Origin of the sequence: Jiella sp. M17.18 (assembly GCF_041027365.1) — a bacterium.
GTDB lineage: Bacteria > Pseudomonadota > Alphaproteobacteria > Rhizobiales > Rhizobiaceae > VKMB-3413.
In genome coordinates this window covers 438,664-454,201 of record NZ_JBFTEH010000001.1, presented here as the reverse complement: position 1 = coordinate 454,201, position 15,538 = coordinate 438,664, and the positions used below count along the sequence as shown (strand labels likewise).

At 69.1% G+C, this 15,538-nt stretch carries 13 protein-coding genes; 3 read left to right on the top strand and 10 right to left on the bottom strand.

The annotated features are described in order from the left end of the window. Positions 1-45: 45 nt before the first annotated feature. Positions 46-1,980, bottom strand: a complete 1,935-nt coding sequence (locus AB5S17_RS02160) for a PAS domain S-box protein (RefSeq protein WP_369235645.1) — start codon at positions 1,978-1,980, stop codon at positions 46-48. 282 nt (positions 1,981-2,262) lie between these two features. Continuing rightward, positions 2,263-2,835, bottom strand: a complete 573-nt coding sequence (ilvN, locus tag AB5S17_RS02155) for an acetolactate synthase small subunit (protein WP_369235643.1) — start codon at positions 2,833-2,835, stop codon at positions 2,263-2,265. A 209-nt stretch (positions 2,836-3,044) separates the two neighbouring features. On the opposite strand from ilvN, the gene AB5S17_RS02150 reads away from it, so the two are divergent. After that, entirely contained in the window at positions 3,045-4,427 is a 1,383-nt protein-coding gene (locus tag AB5S17_RS02150) for a hypothetical protein (RefSeq protein WP_369235641.1), read from the top strand. A 100-nt stretch (positions 4,428-4,527) separates the two neighbouring features. On the opposite strand, the gene AB5S17_RS02145 is transcribed toward AB5S17_RS02150, so the two are convergent. From AB5S17_RS02145 to miaA, 3 genes are all read right to left on the bottom strand, one after another. After that, positions 4,528-6,315, bottom strand: coding sequence for an acetolactate synthase 3 large subunit (locus tag AB5S17_RS02145; protein WP_369235639.1), 1,788 nt, complete (start codon positions 6,313-6,315; stop codon positions 4,528-4,530). A gap of 281 nt (positions 6,316-6,596) precedes the next feature. Continuing rightward, positions 6,597-7,379, bottom strand: coding sequence for a GGDEF domain-containing protein (locus tag AB5S17_RS02140; RefSeq protein ID WP_369235637.1), 783 nt, complete (start codon positions 7,377-7,379; stop codon positions 6,597-6,599). Between the two features lie 60 nt (positions 7,380-7,439). Beyond that, positions 7,440-8,360, bottom strand: a complete 921-nt coding sequence (gene miaA, locus AB5S17_RS02135) for a tRNA (adenosine(37)-N6)-dimethylallyltransferase MiaA (RefSeq protein ID WP_369236120.1) — start codon at positions 8,358-8,360, stop codon at positions 7,440-7,442. Between the two features lie 5 nt (positions 8,361-8,365). Between miaA and serB the strand changes: the two genes are divergently transcribed. Both serB and AB5S17_RS02125 read left to right on the top strand, forming a co-directional pair. Continuing rightward, a complete protein-coding gene (serB, locus tag AB5S17_RS02130; RefSeq protein ID WP_369235635.1) occupies positions 8,366-9,262 on the top strand; it encodes a phosphoserine phosphatase SerB in 897 nt (298 codons plus the stop codon). Next, on the top strand, positions 9,262-9,834 hold the full coding sequence (locus AB5S17_RS02125; RefSeq protein WP_369235633.1) for a GNAT family N-acetyltransferase: 573 nt from the start codon (positions 9,262-9,264) through the stop codon (positions 9,832-9,834). Before serB ends, AB5S17_RS02125 begins: the two co-directional genes overlap by 1 nt. A 72-nt stretch (positions 9,835-9,906) precedes the next feature. On the opposite strand, the gene AB5S17_RS02120 is transcribed toward AB5S17_RS02125, so the two are convergent. The 5 genes from AB5S17_RS02120 to AB5S17_RS02100 all read right to left on the bottom strand — a co-directional run bounded on the left by AB5S17_RS02120 (position 9,907) and on the right by AB5S17_RS02100 (position 15,462). Further along, complete coding sequence (locus AB5S17_RS02120; protein WP_369236118.1) at positions 9,907-11,448, bottom strand: Do family serine endopeptidase; 1,542 nt, start codon at positions 11,446-11,448, stop codon at positions 9,907-9,909. Positions 11,449-11,891: 443 nt separating this feature from the next. Next, positions 11,892-12,077 (bottom strand): DUF2065 domain-containing protein, encoded by a 186-nt coding sequence (locus AB5S17_RS02115; RefSeq protein WP_369235631.1) that lies wholly within the window; start codon positions 12,075-12,077, stop codon positions 11,892-11,894. Continuing rightward, positions 12,074-13,321, bottom strand: a complete 1,248-nt coding sequence (hflC, locus tag AB5S17_RS02110) for a protease modulator HflC (RefSeq protein ID WP_369235629.1) — start codon at positions 13,319-13,321, stop codon at positions 12,074-12,076. The genes AB5S17_RS02115 and hflC overlap by 4 nt, the downstream gene beginning before the upstream one ends. Continuing rightward, positions 13,321-14,526: an FtsH protease activity modulator HflK gene (gene hflK / locus AB5S17_RS02105; protein ID WP_369235627.1), complete on the bottom strand. Its 1,206-nt coding sequence runs from the start codon at positions 14,524-14,526 to the stop codon at positions 13,321-13,323. The genes hflC and hflK overlap by 1 nt, the downstream gene beginning before the upstream one ends. 183 nt (positions 14,527-14,709) lie before the next feature. Next, entirely contained in the window at positions 14,710-15,462 is a 753-nt protein-coding gene (locus tag AB5S17_RS02100; protein WP_369235625.1) for a dihydrofolate reductase, read from the bottom strand. Positions 15,463-15,538 lie beyond the last annotated feature (76 nt).

Sequence of the window (15,538 nt, the reverse complement as noted above, 5' to 3'; positions counted from 1 at the left end):
TAGAGCATGCCGCGCCGCGTCTGCCTACCGCCGCGCCCTCGCGCCTCACGCCGTGGCGAGGGCGATCGCCCGTTCCAGTTCACGCAGCCCGTAGGGCTTTGCCAGCATCTGGACCCGGCAGCTCTCTCCCGCCGGGAGTTCGGCATAGCCCGTCGCCAGGATCACCGGCAGATCCGGCCGGCTCGCCGCAACCGTCCTGGCGAGCTGGGCGCCGGTCAGCCGGGGCATGGCGTGATCGGTGATGACGAGATCGATCTCCGGCGAATTGCCGAGGACTTTCAGCGCCTCTTCTCCCGACATCGCCACCACTGGACGGTGGCCGAGATCCTCCAGCATGGCCTCGAGATTCATCAGCACCAGTCCGTCGTCGTCGACGGCGAGCACGGTGAGGCTGCGAGAGGGCTCGGCAGCCGGCAACGGCTCGTCGCCGGGCGCAGCCGGCTGCGGCGCGAGTTCCACCGAGGCCGGCAGCCACAGCGAGATCGTGGTGCCCTCCCCGAGCCGGCTCTTCATGACGAGCCGTCCGCCGAGCTGCTCGGCCAGGCCGTGGACCATGGAGAGCCCGAGCCCGGTGCCCTTGCCGACCCCCTTGGTGGTGAAGAAGGGTTCGCGCGCCCTCGCCAGCGTCGCCTCGTCCATCCCCTCGCCGCTGTCGATCACCGACAGGCAGACGTAGCGGCCTGGCCGCAGCCGCGTCTCGTGGCCGGCCGCGATCGTCTCCTCATGGAGGGCGATCGTGATCGTGCCACCGGACGGCATCGCGTCGCGGGCGTTCACCATCAGGTTCAGGACCGCCGATTCCAGCTGGTTCGGATCGGCCTGGACGGAGCAGACGGCGTCCGGCAGATCGATCACGACCGAGACGTCGGGGCCGAGCGAGCGCGCCATCAGATCCCGAAGGCTGCGCACGAGATCGGCGACGGCCACCGCCATGGGCTTCAGTTCCTGATGCCGGGCATAGGCCAGCATCCGCTCGATCAGCGCGGCGCCGCGTTCGGCCCCGGTGAGCGCGTTGCGCAGGAGCGGCACGACCTCGGCGTCCTCCGGCAGCCGCTTCAGCGCCAGTTCGATATTGCCGAGCACCGCCGTCAGGAGATTGTTGAAATCATGCGCGATGCCGCCCGTCAGCTGGCCGATCGCCTCCATCTTCTGCGACTGGAACAGGGCTTCGCGCGCCGCATCGAGCTGATGCTCGGCGTTGCGGCGTTCCGTGACGTCGCGGGTGATCTTGGCAAAGCCGATCAGCGCGCCGTGCTCGTCATGGATCGCATCCAGCACGACATGCGCAAAGAAGCGGCTGCCGTCCTTGCGCATGCGCCAGGATTCCGTCTCGAACCGGCCCTCCCGTGCGGCGATCGAGAGACTGCGCTGCGGCTCCCCGCGCTCGCGATCCTCCGGCGTGTAGAACCGCGAGAAGTGCTGGCCGAGGATCTCGTCTGCGCAATAGCCCTTGATCCGCTCTGCGCCGGCGTTCCAGCTGGAGACATGCCCCTCCGGATCCAGCATGTACAGCGCGTAGTCGGTCACGCCGTTCACCAGGATGCGGAACTGCGCCTCGCTGTTCCTCAGCGCGGCCTCGCTCTTGCGCCGGTCGGTGAGGTCGCGCGTGACCTTGGCGAAACCGAGGATCTCGCCGGACGGGCTGAGGATCGAATCGACGATCACATGCGCCCAGAAGCGTTCGCCGCTCTTGCGCACACGCCAGCCTTCGCTTTCGAACCGGCCCTCCCGCGCGGCGGTCGCGAGGATCCGCTGCGGCAGTCCCGAGGCCCGGTCTTGCTCCGTGAAGAACTGCGAGAAGTGGCGGCCGAGAATCTCCGAGCTCTCATAGCCCTTGAAGCGCTGCGCGCCGGCGTTCCAGCTGGAAACGTAGCCGCCGGCGTCGAGCATGTAGATCGCATAGTCGGTGATCGCGTTCACCAGCAGACGATAGCGGTCTTCCTCGCCTTCCTGAAACGGCGGAAGCCCCGCGTGCTGCATGTCGCTCTCCCGAGTCATCCGCCTAATAAGTTAACATATCGCAATAAAGTTCAAGCAATAGCTGATTTTTGCTCCGGCAGCGCCGGCTGCGGCGGAACGCGGAGTAGAAGACGGGCCGCCGGAGCAACCGAAGGTTCGGCACGGGCGCTCCTTGCACGACTCAACCGGGCTTCACGCGCGGGTTCCGGCCCCTTCGGAAGCGCGGACGCAGGCCCGGCGGCAGGCGAGACTGCGGCGATCCCAATCGCGTTTCGCCGCCCGTCCTTGGGCGCCGGCCCGGGCCTACATCCCGTCCTTACCGCGCGACAGCGCCGCGACGCCGGTCCGGCAGATCTCGACGAGGCCGAGCGGCGCCATGATCGCGACGAACTTGTCGATCTTCGAGGGCCGGCCGGTGATCTCGAAGACGAAATGCTCGATCGAGGAGTCGATCACCTTGGCGCGGAAGACGTCGGACAGCCGCAGCGCCTCGACCCGCCGCTCCCCCTGCCCCGCCACCTTGACGATCGCGAGTTCGCGCTCGATCGGGCCGGTCTCGCCGTCCTCGCCCGCAGCGCGGGTGAGATCGACGACGCGGTGCACGGGCACGATCCGGTCGAGCTGGCTCTTCAGCTGCTCGATGACGTGCGGCGCGCCGCGGGTGACGACGGTGATGCGCGACAGATGCCGCTCATGCTCGGTCTCCGACACCGTCAGGCTCTCGATGTTGTAGCCGCGGCCGGAGAACAGGCCGATCACCCGCGCCAGCACACCCGGCTCGTTGTCGACCAGGATGGCGAGCGTCCGCGTCTCGATCGCCTCTTTCTCCGGCGTGATGAAATAGGCCGATGCGGGCGGCTGAACGGTCTGGCTCATGAGGAAAACCCGGGCAGATGATCACGGAAGCGGCACCATAGCCGGGAATTCGCAAATTGAAAGCGATCGTGCTGATCGACCGCCGCCGATGCCACCAAGCTGGACGATGGTCATCCGGATTGCATCTAGCCATGCGACAGACCGGGTCCGGCCGAGTGCAGGACAGGCGGACGCCCAGGCCGGGCGCGGGACAAGCGGGAGACTTCGACATGCGACAGCTCACCTTCCTGACTGCGGCGGCATTGGTCGCCGTGCCCGCCGCTGCCGGCGCGCAGACCGCCTCCGGCGATCAGTGCGCCCCCGCGGCCACGAAGGCGGGGTTCGAACTCCTCCTGACGGTGCAGGGGATGGACGGCACGTTCCTCCTGACCTGCCGGAACGGCTCGCTGGTCGCGGTGCCGCAGGAGAGCGGAAATGGCGATGCCGGTTCCGGCAAGGCCGGCGACGCCGCGGCCGGCAGCGGGGACCAGACCGCCCCGGCGCAGGCGATCGACCGGAGCGCCGCCAAGGCTGCGTCCGAGCTGAAACAGGGAGCCGACCTCCAGAAGCCGCCGGCGATCGCGCCGCAGGCGACATCCGCGGCCGAGGCCGGGCCGGCTGGCGGGCCCGCCGACCTGTCCACCGCGCAAGGTGGCGGGACGGCATCCGATGCCATCGAAGAAAGCGGCAAGAATGCCGCCGAGGAGATGAAGGGCGGGGCGGATCTCGGCAAGACGCCGGATACGCTCCAGCCGGGGCCGAATGGCGCCGACCAGTCGAGCACGGCGCCTGCCCGCAAGGCCGCGAACGCCGAAGCGACCGGTGAACACCAGCCGACGACCGCGATCGACCAGAGCGCCGAGCAGGCGTCCTCCCAGATCAAGGGGAATGCGGATCTCGCCGAGCCGCCGCAGGCGCTGACACAGAACGGCAGCACTGGCGGGACGAGCCCGGCCGGCTCAGCGCCAACCCCCAACACCGCGATGGCGGTGCATGCCGCCGGCGTCGCCGGCCAGACGCCGTCCGCCTCGGTCAGCGAGGCCGCGCGCGACGACAGTGCGGCCGGCGAGACGGCGATGGCCAAGGATGCGGCCGGCGCGGACGAAACGGACAAGCCCGCCGTGCGGGCCGACGAGGCCACGCCGCCGGGCGAAGCCGGCCACGGCAACAGCCCGAAATCGCACGAGCGCATCGCCTCGGGCGAGACCGGCGAGCCGGACATGATCCCGGTGCCGATGACCGTGATCGGCAATGCCGAGATGGCGCTTCCCGGCGCGCGGTTCGACAGCGTCTCGCTGGAAGGCGACAAGACCCAGAAGATCTACGCGCTGCGCGGCAAGACCCGCCGCGGCGCCACCGTCCTGGTCGCGGTGGATCCGGACGGGCATGTGCGCAAGGTCGACCGCCAGATCGCGCCGGAGGACGTGCCCCCGCCGATCGCCCACATCACCGACGCGGTCCTGCCGGGTGCCGACGTGAAGAGCGTCATGCTGTCGAGCCGCGACAACTATCGCAGCTTCTTCGTCTTTTCCGGCGACGACTCCCGCGGCACCCCCTTCGTCCTGGAAGTCCGCTCGGATGGACGCCGGGTCGAGTTCAAGAAGGGCGGCTGACGGGCACGCCAACCGGACGCCAGTCGCGTAAACGGCCGGCGCTTTGCAGCGCCGGCCGTTCGTCATGGGGCAATACCGTACGTTTCGGCCACGCCGTGGATCAGACGAGCGCCTTGCCCTTGGCGTCGATCGCCCGCGCCACCGCCTCGTCCGTCGCCTCCTCCGGCAGCAGGATCTCGTTGTGCGCCTTGCCCGACGGGATCATCGGGAAGCAGTTGGCGAGGTTGGCGACGCGGCAGTCGAAGAGGACCGGCGCGTCGACGGCCAGCATCTCCTCGATCGCCGCGTCGAGGTCGCCCGGCTTCTCGCAGCGCATGCCGACGCCGCCATAGGCCTCGGCGAGCTTGACGAAGTCCGGCAGCGCCTCGGTGTAGGAGTGCGACAGCCGGTTGCCGTGGAGCAGCTGCTGCCACTGCCGGACCATGCCCATATACTGGTTGTTGAGGATGAAGATCTTGACGTTGGCGCCGTGCTGCACGGCGGTCGACATCTCCTGCATGTTCATCAGCACCGAGGCATCGCCGGCGATGCAGACGGACAACGCGTCCGGATGCGCGATCGCCGCGCCGATCGAGGCCGGCAGGCCGTAGCCCATCGTGCCGAGACCGCCGGAGGTGAGCCAGCGGTTCGGCGCCTCGAAGCCGTAGAACTGCGCCGCCCACATCTGGTGCTGGCCGACTTCGGTCGAGACGTAGGTCTCGCGGCCCCGCGTCGCCGCATAGAGCCGCTGGATGGCGTATTGCGGCATGATCACGTCGTCGTTCGGCCGATAGGCGAGGCAGTCGCGCGCCCGCCAGGTCTCGATCTCGTCCCACCAGGCGGCGAGCGCCGGGCGATCGGTCTTCGCCCCTTGCGCCTTCCAGGTCGCGATGAGATCGCGCAGAACATGCGCCACGTCCCCGATGATCGGCAGGTCGACCCGGACGTTCTTGTTGATCGAGGACGGGTCGATGTCGATGTGGATCTTCTTGGAGTTCGGCGAGAAGGCGTCGAGCCGGCCGGTGATGCGGTCGTCGAACCTCGCGCCGATGCACAGCATGACGTCGCAGCCGTGCATGGCAAGATTCGCCTCGTAGGTGCCGTGCATGCCGAGCATGCCCATCCAGCTCTTGCCGGACGCCGGATAGGCGCCGAGGCCCATCAGCGTGGAGGTGATGGGAAAGCCGGTCATCTCGACCAGTTCGCGCAGCAGGCGCGTCGCCTCGGGGCCCGAATTGATGACGCCGCCGCCGGAATAGATGATCGGCCGCTTCGCTCCGGCGAGCAGCGCCACCGCCGCGGCGACCCGGTCGTGATCCGCGTCGAGCTTCGGCCGATAGCTCTCGTGGGTGCGGTTGGACGGCGGCGGGGTGTAGAAGCCGGTGGCGAACTGGACGTCCTTCGGCACGTCGACGACGACCGGACCGGGGCGGCCGGTCGTCGCGACGTGGAAGGCCTCGTGCAGGACCCGGGCGAGGTCGTTGACGTCCTTGACCAGCCAGTTGTGCTTGGTGCAGGGCCGGGTGATGCCGACAGTGTCGCACTCCTGGAAGGCGTCGGAGCCGATCAGCGTCGTCGGGACCTGGCCGGAGATGCAGACGAGCGGGATCGAGTCCATCAGCGCATCCTGCAGCGCCGTGACGGCATTGGTGGCCCCCGGCCCGGAGGTGACCAGCATGACGCCGGGCTTGCCGGTGGAGCGGGCATAGCCCTCGGCCGCGTGGCCGGCGCCCTGCTCGTGGCGCACGAGGATGTGGCGGACGCTGTCCTGCTGGAAGAGCTCGTCGTAGATCGGCAGCACCGCGCCGCCCGGATAGCCGAAGAGGTCGGTGACGCCGTTGTCCTTCAGGGCCTGGACGACCATCTCGGCGCCCGTCATCTCCCGCTTCGCAGCATTCGCGTCCATCATGTCCGTTCCGTTTCCTGTCGCCGTCAGAGGCGCTGTCTTTCCTGGAAATCTCGAGTTCGGGACTCGGGGGCAATAAAAAAGGGCCCGTCGGGGCCCTTGATGTCGCGCACACGTGGCTATCGCCGGACGGCCTCTAGACCGTCTCGCGTGTGCGCGCTCCTACTACGAGAATGTTCTTCGTCATGGGCCGGAAGCTAGGCCTGCCCCGCCACCCCTGTCAACGCTTTTGTTGCATGAGCCGCCGGGGCTCGCCATCGAAGGGCGCCGGGCACCCCGGAGCGTCAGGCGCAGACGCGGTTCCGGCCGCTGTGCTTGGCGAGGTAGAGGTTGACGTCGGCGCGCTTGAACAGCGCCGCGGAATCGTCGCCGCCCTGCGTGACCGCCAGGCCGAGCGAGGCGGTCACGGGCACGCGCCGGCCGCCGACCTCGATGATCAGGGCCTCGATCGCCTCGCGCATCCGGTCGGCGAAACGCCGCAGCGCCGGCATGTCCATGTTGGGTGCCATCACCGCGAATTCCTCGCCGCCGAGACGGGCGACGACGTCGTGGAAGCGCGTGAACTCGAACAGGCAGACGGCTACGGCCTTCAGGACCTCGTCGCCCACGTCGTGGCCGTAGCTGTCGTTGATCGCCTTGAAACGATCGAGATCGATGATCACGAGGCCGAGCGGCCGCCCGACCTGCGCGAACGCCGCGATGTATTCGCGCAGGGCCTCGTCGAAGAAGCGGCGATTGTGCATGCCGGTCAACGCGTCGGTCGAGGCCGCCCGCTCCAGATCCTGCGAACGCTGCTTCAGCAGTCCGGTCAGCGACTGCAGCTTGCCCTGTTCCTTCGACTGTCGCCGAACCGCCGGCAGGACCCAGCCGATACAGAGGATCATCGCGCCGCAGAGGGAGGTGACGCCGAGCCAGAACGCCGCTGCCACGGGCGCCGCCGGTGCGCCGCGCAGCAGCACGCCGAGGGCCGGCGGAGCGAGCAGGTGGTCCGCACTGAAGGAGGCAGCCGCAGCCGCGAGCGCGGCGAGCAGCAGAACCACCGGCAATTCGGCCTTGCCCAGTTTCATCGATCGATCGGTCCTGAATGATGTGCGATCGATCCATAGCCGGCTCTGCTCACCGGCGGCTTAACGGAATACCTCCAAGGCAGCGATTTCCGTCACATTCCTCAAGGGAATCCTGAGCCAGTCCGGGCCGAACTGGTGACGGAACCATGTCTCCTGCCGCTTGGCGTATTGGCGCGTGCGCGCGATCGCCCTCTCGCTCGCGGCTTCAAGCGACGCCTGTCCGTCGATGACCGCGCCAAGCTCGGCGAGGCCGATCGCCTTGCCTGCGGTTCCGCCCACCGCCCCGAACCGGCGGCGGAAGTCCCGGACCTCCTCCATTGCGCCGGACTCCACCATGGAATCAAAGCGTTGCGCGATCCGCTCACGCAGGACGGCGCGGTCCGGCGTCAGCACGATCTTCACGCAGCGCCCGCCGTCGATGAGCGGCCGCCCCTGCCCCGCCTGCAGTTCCGACAGCGGTCTTCCCGCCACATCGGCAATCTCGAGCGCCCGGACGATCCGCTGGCCGTCCGCCGGAGCGATGCGCGCCGCGGCAGCCGGGTCGCGCTCGACCAAGAGGCTATGGAGCGCCGCCGGCCCCTCCTCTGCCAGCCGGCGACGCCAGGCCTGCCGCAAGGAGTCGGGAACCGCCGGCATGGTATCGAGAAGTCCGAGCAAGGCCTTGAAATACAGTCCGGTCCCGCCGCAGAAGATCGGCAGGATGGCGGCGCCGCGCAATTCCGTCAGCAATACTTCGCAGTCGCGTGTATAGGCGCCGGCCGAATAGGCATCGCGCGGATCGACATGGCCGTAGAGCCGGTGCGGCGCGCGGGCGAGATCCCCGGCGTCCGGCCGCGCTGTCAGGATGCGGAGACCGTCATAGACCTGCATGGAATCGGCATTGACCACGGTGCCGCCGAAGCGCTCGGCGAGTTCGAGAGCCAGGCCCGACTTGCCGCTCGCGGTCGGCCCCGCTATCAGAATCGCCTGTTTTCCCGAAATCACCGATGCCGTTTCCCATGCATGTCGCCACGCTGATCGCCGCCCCGTCCGGACCGGGCCTTCCCGCGCGCGCCCTCGAGGACGTCGCCGCCGTGCTCGGGCTCGGCCCGGATACGGCCGACTGGCTGCACCCCGGCTATGCCGCAGACCTCACCGTCGAGACCGCGCCGAGCGAAGCGCAAAGGCGCGAGCTTTCGGTCGCCGCCAGCGCCGCCGGGTTCGACTGCGTGGTGCAGGAGGCCCGCACGCGGCGCAAGCGATTTCTGATCGCCGACATGGACTCCACCATGATCGGCGAGGAGTGCATCGACGAGCTCGCGGCCGAAGTCGGCATCAAGGACCACATCGCGGCGATCACGGCGCGGGCGATGAACGGCGAGATCGCCTTCGAGCCCGCCTTGCGCGAACGCGTCGCGCTGCTGGAAGGCCTGCCCGAGGCGGTCGTCGACAAGGTGATCGCCGAGCGGATCACGCTGGCGCCGGGCGGTGAGACGCTGATCCGCACGATGCGCGCGAGCGGCGCCCACACGGCCCTCGTCTCCGGCGGCTTCACCGTCTTCACGAGCCGCATCGCTGCGATGCTCGGCTTCCACGAGAACCGCGCCAACGTCCTGCTGATCGAGGCGGGAAAGCTGACCGGCCGCGTCGCCGAGCCGATCCTCGGCGCCGAGGCGAAGGTGACGGCGCTGCAGGAGATCGCGGCGGCCCGGGGCATCGGGCCCGAGGACGCCATCGCCGTCGGCGACGGGGCGAACGACCTCGGCATGATCGGCCTGGCCGGCACGGGCGTCGCGCTGCACGCCAAGCCGGCGGTCGCCGCCCGCGCGCCGCATCGCATCGACCACGGCGACCTCACCGCCCTCCTGTTTATCCAGGGCTACCGGCGCGACGAGTTCGCCTGATGGACGGGCTCCTCACGCCGCGGCTGATGCTGCGTCGCTGGCGCGAGGCCGACCGGGATGTCTTCCACCGGCTCAACAGCGACGACGTCGTGATGCGGTTCTTCCCGATGCGCCGGACCCGGCTCGAGTCCGACGCGATGATGGACCTCGTCGAGGACCGCTACGCGCGCGAGGGCATCGGCTTTCTGGCGCTGCAGGAGCTTTCGACAGGCGCGGTCGTCGGCATGCTCGGCGCCGGTCGGCTCGGCGACCACCACCCCTTCGCCGGCGCCGTCGAACTCGGTTGGCGGCTCCTGCCGGAATATTGGGGCCGCGGCTACGCGACCGAGGGCGCCCTCGCGAGCGCCGCCGCCTGTTTCGAGACGCTCGGCGTGCAGGAAGTCGTCGCGCAGTGCGTCGTGACGAACGAGGCGTCGCAGGCCGTCATGCGTCGCATCGGGATGACACCGGCCGAGACCTTCGCCCATCCCGACGTCGACCCCGACCGGTTTCCCGAACTCGTCGAGCACCGGCTCTTCCGGCTGAGCCGCGCGGACTGGCAGGCGCAGCGGTCGGCTTCCTCCGCCGGCTGAGGCGCACGACTGTCCGCCCCATGCAGCCTTAGTCTGCCGCCCGGCGATCTCCGCCGGGCATCATCGATCCGGTCAGTCCAGCGGCACCACCACGAAGCGCAGGTCCCCGTTGGCGGCCGCGAGGAGCAGCAGCGCATTGCGGCGTCCGTCGGACTTCAGCTTGGCGATCTTCTCCTCGACGTCGGCGGGGGTGGAGACCTCCTCCTGCGCGACCTCGCGGATCGTCGTGCCGGCCTCGATCCCCTTCTCCGCCGCGTTCGAGTTCGGCGCGACGGACGAGACGACGACGCCCTTGGCGTCCTTCGACAGACCGAATTTCTTGCGCGCCGCATCGTCGAGATTCGACAGCTTCATCCCGAGGATCTCAACCGCCTTGCCCTTGGCGGCGGGAGCCGCCGGCTTCTTGGTGTCCGGCTTCTCGGCGTCGGCCATCATCTTCTCGCCGTCCTCGAGCCGGCCGAGCGTCACCTCCACCGTCATCGGCTTGGGCGGCGCGGAGGCGCTCTCCTTGCGCAGGATGTCGACCTTCGCGGTCTTGCCGACCGGCGTCTCCGCGACGATGCGCGGCAGGTCGCGCGAGCTGTCCACCTTCTCGCCGTCGAAGCCGACGATGACGTCGCCGACCTTCAGCTTGCCGTTGTCGGACGGGCCGCCCGGGACGATGCCCATGACGACGGCGCCGTGCGCGGAGGCGAGGCCGAGGCCGCTGGCGATGTCGTCGGTCACCGCCTCCAGGCGGATGCCGAGCCAGCCGCGGCGGGTCTCGCCGTATTTGCGCAGCTGGTCGATGACGTTGACCGCGAGCTTCGAGGGGATCGAGAAGCCGATGCCGATCGAGCCGCCGGTCGGCGAGATGATCGCCGTGTTGATGCCGACGACATTGCCGTTCATGTCGAACAGCGGCCCGCCGGAATTGCCGCGATTGATCGCCGCGTCGGTCTGGATGAAGTTGTCGTAGGGCCCGGCGTTGATGTTGCGGCCCCGCGCCGAGACGATGCCCATCGACACCGAGCCGCCGAGGCCGAAGGGGTTGCCGATCGCCATCACCCAGTCGCCGATCCGGATGTGGTCGGAATCGCCGAACTTCACCGCCTTCAGGGGATGCGGCGGCTTCACCTTCAGCACGGCGATATCGGTCTTGGTGTCCTTGCCGATCAGCTTCGCGTCGAGCTGCGTGCCGTCGGCGAAGTTCACCGTGATCGTGTCGGCGTCTGCGATCACGTGGTTGTTGGTGATGATGACGCCGGACGGATCGATCACGAAGCCCGAGCCAAGCGACTGGACGCGCTGGTCGCTGTTGCCCTGGCCGTTCTTCAAGAGGTCGTTGAAGAAGTCCTGCAGCGGCGAGCCTTCCGGCGCCTGGAGGGGCGGAACGCCCCGGCCCGGCATGTCGACGGACTGGGCGGTCGAGACGTTCACCACCGCATCCAGCAGACCCTCTGCGAGATCGGCGACGGATTTCGGGCCGTGGGCGAAGTTGGAGTTGGCGGGCTCGGGAACGATCTCGCCGCCGGGCTCTGCCGCCACCCCTGCGTCGGCCGGCGGCACCGGCAGCGCGGGAACGCTCGATTCGGGCGGTGCCGGACGCGCCTGCGCCGCCTGACCCGACTGCATCGACCCGCCCGCCGGCGGAGCGGCCGGTTCCGCCGTCTTCGGCTGCGCGCGGGATGATGCCCGCGGCTCGGCCTGCGAGTCCTCCGCCTGCGGCGGCGTCACCGGCGCGACCTTGTCCGGCACGCTCTTCGGCGCCGCGGCATCAGGCGCCTTGGCCTGAGACCCCGGGGCCTGCGGTGCGGCAGCCCCCGGCGCCGCGGTCTGTGCGGACGCCGCCGTCCCGGCGGTGAGGATCGAGACCGCCAGGGCGGAAAGGATCGATCGGAGCGGCGTCGTGGTCATCGCAGATTCCTCGAGTTCGGCCTGACGTCCGCCGCGGCGCGCATTGCGGATCTGTCACGCGACGCAGACGGGAGCCGAGAATTCCGGCTGAATCAAGGGCTTTGTTGGCCGTTCCGGCAAGCGTGATCGCGCTGGCGCGGCAGCGGCCCCGGCGGCCGGCCTTACTGGCGCACGAGCCAGACGACACCGACGCCGAGGCAGGCGGCGATCAGCCCGCCGATCCGCATGCGGGATTCCGGCAGGCTGCCGGCGCGTTCCGCCAGGCGCCGCACGGCGCCCGGAAACAGGCAGTAGAAGATGCCCTCGATCACCAGGAGCAGACCGAGCGCGTCGAAGAAATCCGTCACTGCGCGACGGACGGCGCCAGGGCGGGCGAAGCCTGGGCTTCGTTCGCGCCGGACGCCCCGGGAGCGGACGACGCGGCAGGCGATGCGCCTGTCGCCGGAGCCGCTCCGCCGGTGCTTGCCGCGCCGCTGGCGTTCGCGGCGGTGGAAGCCTGTGCAGCCGAGCCACCGGCGCCGGCCGGCTGCGCTGCGGACGCGGCGCTACCCGTTGCGGAACCGGGCGCCGGCCGGATGGCCGCCTCCGGCCGCGGCGCGGCCGTCCCCGGAATGCCGGAAGACGTCCCGGCAGGTCCGGACGTGCCGCCGGCCGATCCGCTTCCCGGGCCGGCGGGATTGCCGGTCGCCGGCTGGTCCGGCGCGGACGGCATGTCGCCGGTATCGCTCTTGAAGTAGCGGAAGAATTCCGTGTCCGGCGACAGGACCATGGTGGTGCCGCTGTTCTCGAGCGCCTGCCGGTAGGCTTCCATCGACCGGTAGAAGTCGAAGAACTCGGGGTTCTTCGAATAGGCCTCGGCGAAGATGCGCGAGCGTTCCGCCTCGCCCTGCCCTTTCAGGATCTCCGCTTCGCGCTGCGCCGCCGCGACGGTCTCCACCACCTCGCGGTCGGCGCCGGCCTTGATCTGCCGGGCGGCGACCTGGCCGCGGGCCCGCAGGCGCTCCGCCTCGGCCAGCCGCTCGGCCTGCATGCGCTCGTAGGTCTGCTGCGAGACCTCCTGCGTCAGGTCGGTGCGGCGGATCCTCACGTCGTCGATGTCGATGCCGAGCTGGGCGGCGTCCGGCCGGATCTCGTCGCGCACCTGGCGCATCATCTCGCCGCGTTCGTTCGACAGGGCCGCCTCGAACCCGCGCAGGCCGTAGACCCGGCGCAGCGCCGCATCGAGGCGCGTGCGCAGTCGCTGCTCGGCCTGCGGGATCGAGCCGGACACGGTCTGCCTGAACTTCGCGGCATCGGCGATGTTGTAGACCATGAACGCGTCGACCTCGTAGAACTTGCCGCCCGAGACCTGGACGCGGATATTGTCGAGATCGAAGCGCAGCAGCCGGTCCGGCAGGGTCTGGACGTTATCCGCCCCGATAAAGGAGAACGGCAGCTTGAAGTAGAGCCCAGGCTGGTCGACCACCCGGCGGATTTCGCCGAAGCGCAGGACCAGCGCCTGCTCCTTTTCGTTGACGACGAAGGTCGAGTTCCAGATCAGGAGCAGGACGACGGCGAGCGCGGCGAGCGCAGCGTAGATGCGGTTGGCCATCAGTTGCTCCTCGCCTGCGCGTTGGAATTGGACAGCGAGGTGCCGCCGCTGCCGGAAGCACTGCCGCTGCGGGATGCGCCGCCGCTCGCGGTGCCGCTGCGGCCGCCGTTCCGGCTTCCGCTCGGGCCCTGCAGCTGGTCGAGCGGCAGGTAGGGGACGATCCCCGACGTCCCGGACGCGCCGGGCTCGACGATCACCTTCTTGGAGTCCTTGAGAACGCCCTCCATCGTCTCAAGGAACATGCGCTTGCGGGTCACCGCCGGCGCCTTCTCGTACTGTTCACGTACCGAACTGAAGCGTTGCGCCTCGCCTTCGGCCTCCTGCACGACGCGGTCCTTGTAGGCCGCCGCGTCCTCGCGGATCTGCGCCGCCTGGCCGCGGGCCTGGCCGAGCTGCTGGTTGCGGTAGCGGTTCGCCTCCTCGACGAAACGGTCCTCGTCCTGCTCGGCGCGCTGCACCTCGTCGAAGGCGTCGGCCACCTGGCTCGGCGGCGCGGCGTCCTCGATCGAGATGGCGTTGACCCGAAGGCCCGCCTTGTACTCGTTCATCGTGTCCTGGGTGATCTTGCGGACTTCCTCGGCGATGCCGGCGCGGTCGTCGCGGAAGACGTCCTGCACGGGGCGGCGTCCGACGACCTCGCGCATCGCGCTCTCGGAGACCTGCTTCAGCATCCCGACGGGATCCTCGACGTCGAAGAGGTAGTTGGTCGGGTTGTCGACCTGATAGAGGACGGCGAACTGCACGTTGACGATGTTCTGATCGCCGGACAGCATCAGCCCGGAATTGTCGCTGGTCTGACTGCCGCCGATCGACATCTGGCTTTCCACGACGGGAACCGTGTCGACCGTCTCGATCGGCCAGAACATGAAGTGCAGGCCCGGCTGCGACAGCTCGGCCTTCGGCTTGCCGAACACCATCTCGACGCCGACCTGATCCGGCTGGACGGTGTAGATCGCCTTGAACAGCCAAAGGGCGAACAGGATGACGACGGCGAGGAGAGCCCAGCCGATCATGCCGCCGCCGGAGCCGCCCGGCATCGCGCGGCGGAGCCGGTCCTGGCCGCGCCGCAGGATGTCTTCCAGATCCGGCGAACCGCCGCCTCCGCCACCGCCGCCAGGGCGCGGGCCCTGCGGGCGCTGGCCCCAGGGGCCGCCGTTGCCGCCACCTTTCCAGCCGCCGCCGCCGGTCTGATTACTCCAGGGCATTGAAGTCCTTTCAAGATGCTAGGGCTAGGATGCGAGGGAGATTCCCGGCGTACAGTTTGACGCCCACCAAAGTGTCTCAGGCCTTATAAGAATTGCCAAATCGGCTTTCAACGCGCGTGCGACCGAATTGCCCAGGCGCCGCCGGCGATGGTGAACGCGGTGCAACGGTCCGCGGGGCCGATGTCAGGCGAAAAGGTCGAGCTGCCGCGCCTCGAACTCCGTCATCTCCGGCTCGCGGTCCGGAGCCCCGGCCATCGGCGCGGGATCGCCGAAGAGATCGAGCTGCGTCTCCTCGGCGACCTCCGCATCCTCGTCTTCATAGGGTCCGACAAACGCCCTGAGATGCGGATATTGGCGGACGAAGTCCTCCTCGACCTGCGTGCGCAGCCGCTGCACCCGCCTGATGTAGCAGGCGACGTCGAAGGCGTAGTCGTCGCGCTCGGAGGCCGGGAACGAGCGCACGCCCGGCGCCCGCCACCAGGAATCCTCGGAGAAGGTCCAGTCGAAATAGGCGTCGCCCGTCAGGCCGTCCGCCGCGACCTCGGTCAGGAACACCTTGTTGATCAGGGACCCGAAGAGTTCGTAGACCGTCGCGCCGCCGATCAGGAAGAATTCCCGCCTGGCGTTGATGATGCTGAAGGCGTCGGCGATCAGCAGCGCGGTCGACGGGCTGTTCGCCCATTTCAGCTGGTCGGTGGTCTCGATCGGCCGGTGCGACAGGACGATGTTCAGCCGGTTCGGCAGCGGCCGGCCGATCGACTCGTAGGTACGCCGCCCCATGATCACCGCGTGGCCGGTGGTGCGCTGACGGAACAGCCGGAGGTCGCTGCCGAGATGCCAGGGCAGCTGGTTCTCGCGGCCGATGACGTGTCCGCCCTTCGACCGCGCGACCAGCGCAGTCGCCGACGGCAGCTTGACTCGTTTCCTACCAGCCAAGGACGAGGATCCTTCTATCGGGAGGCCGGTTGTTGGCAGGATTCAGGGGGCGAGACAAGCGCCTGCGAGCGGCGCC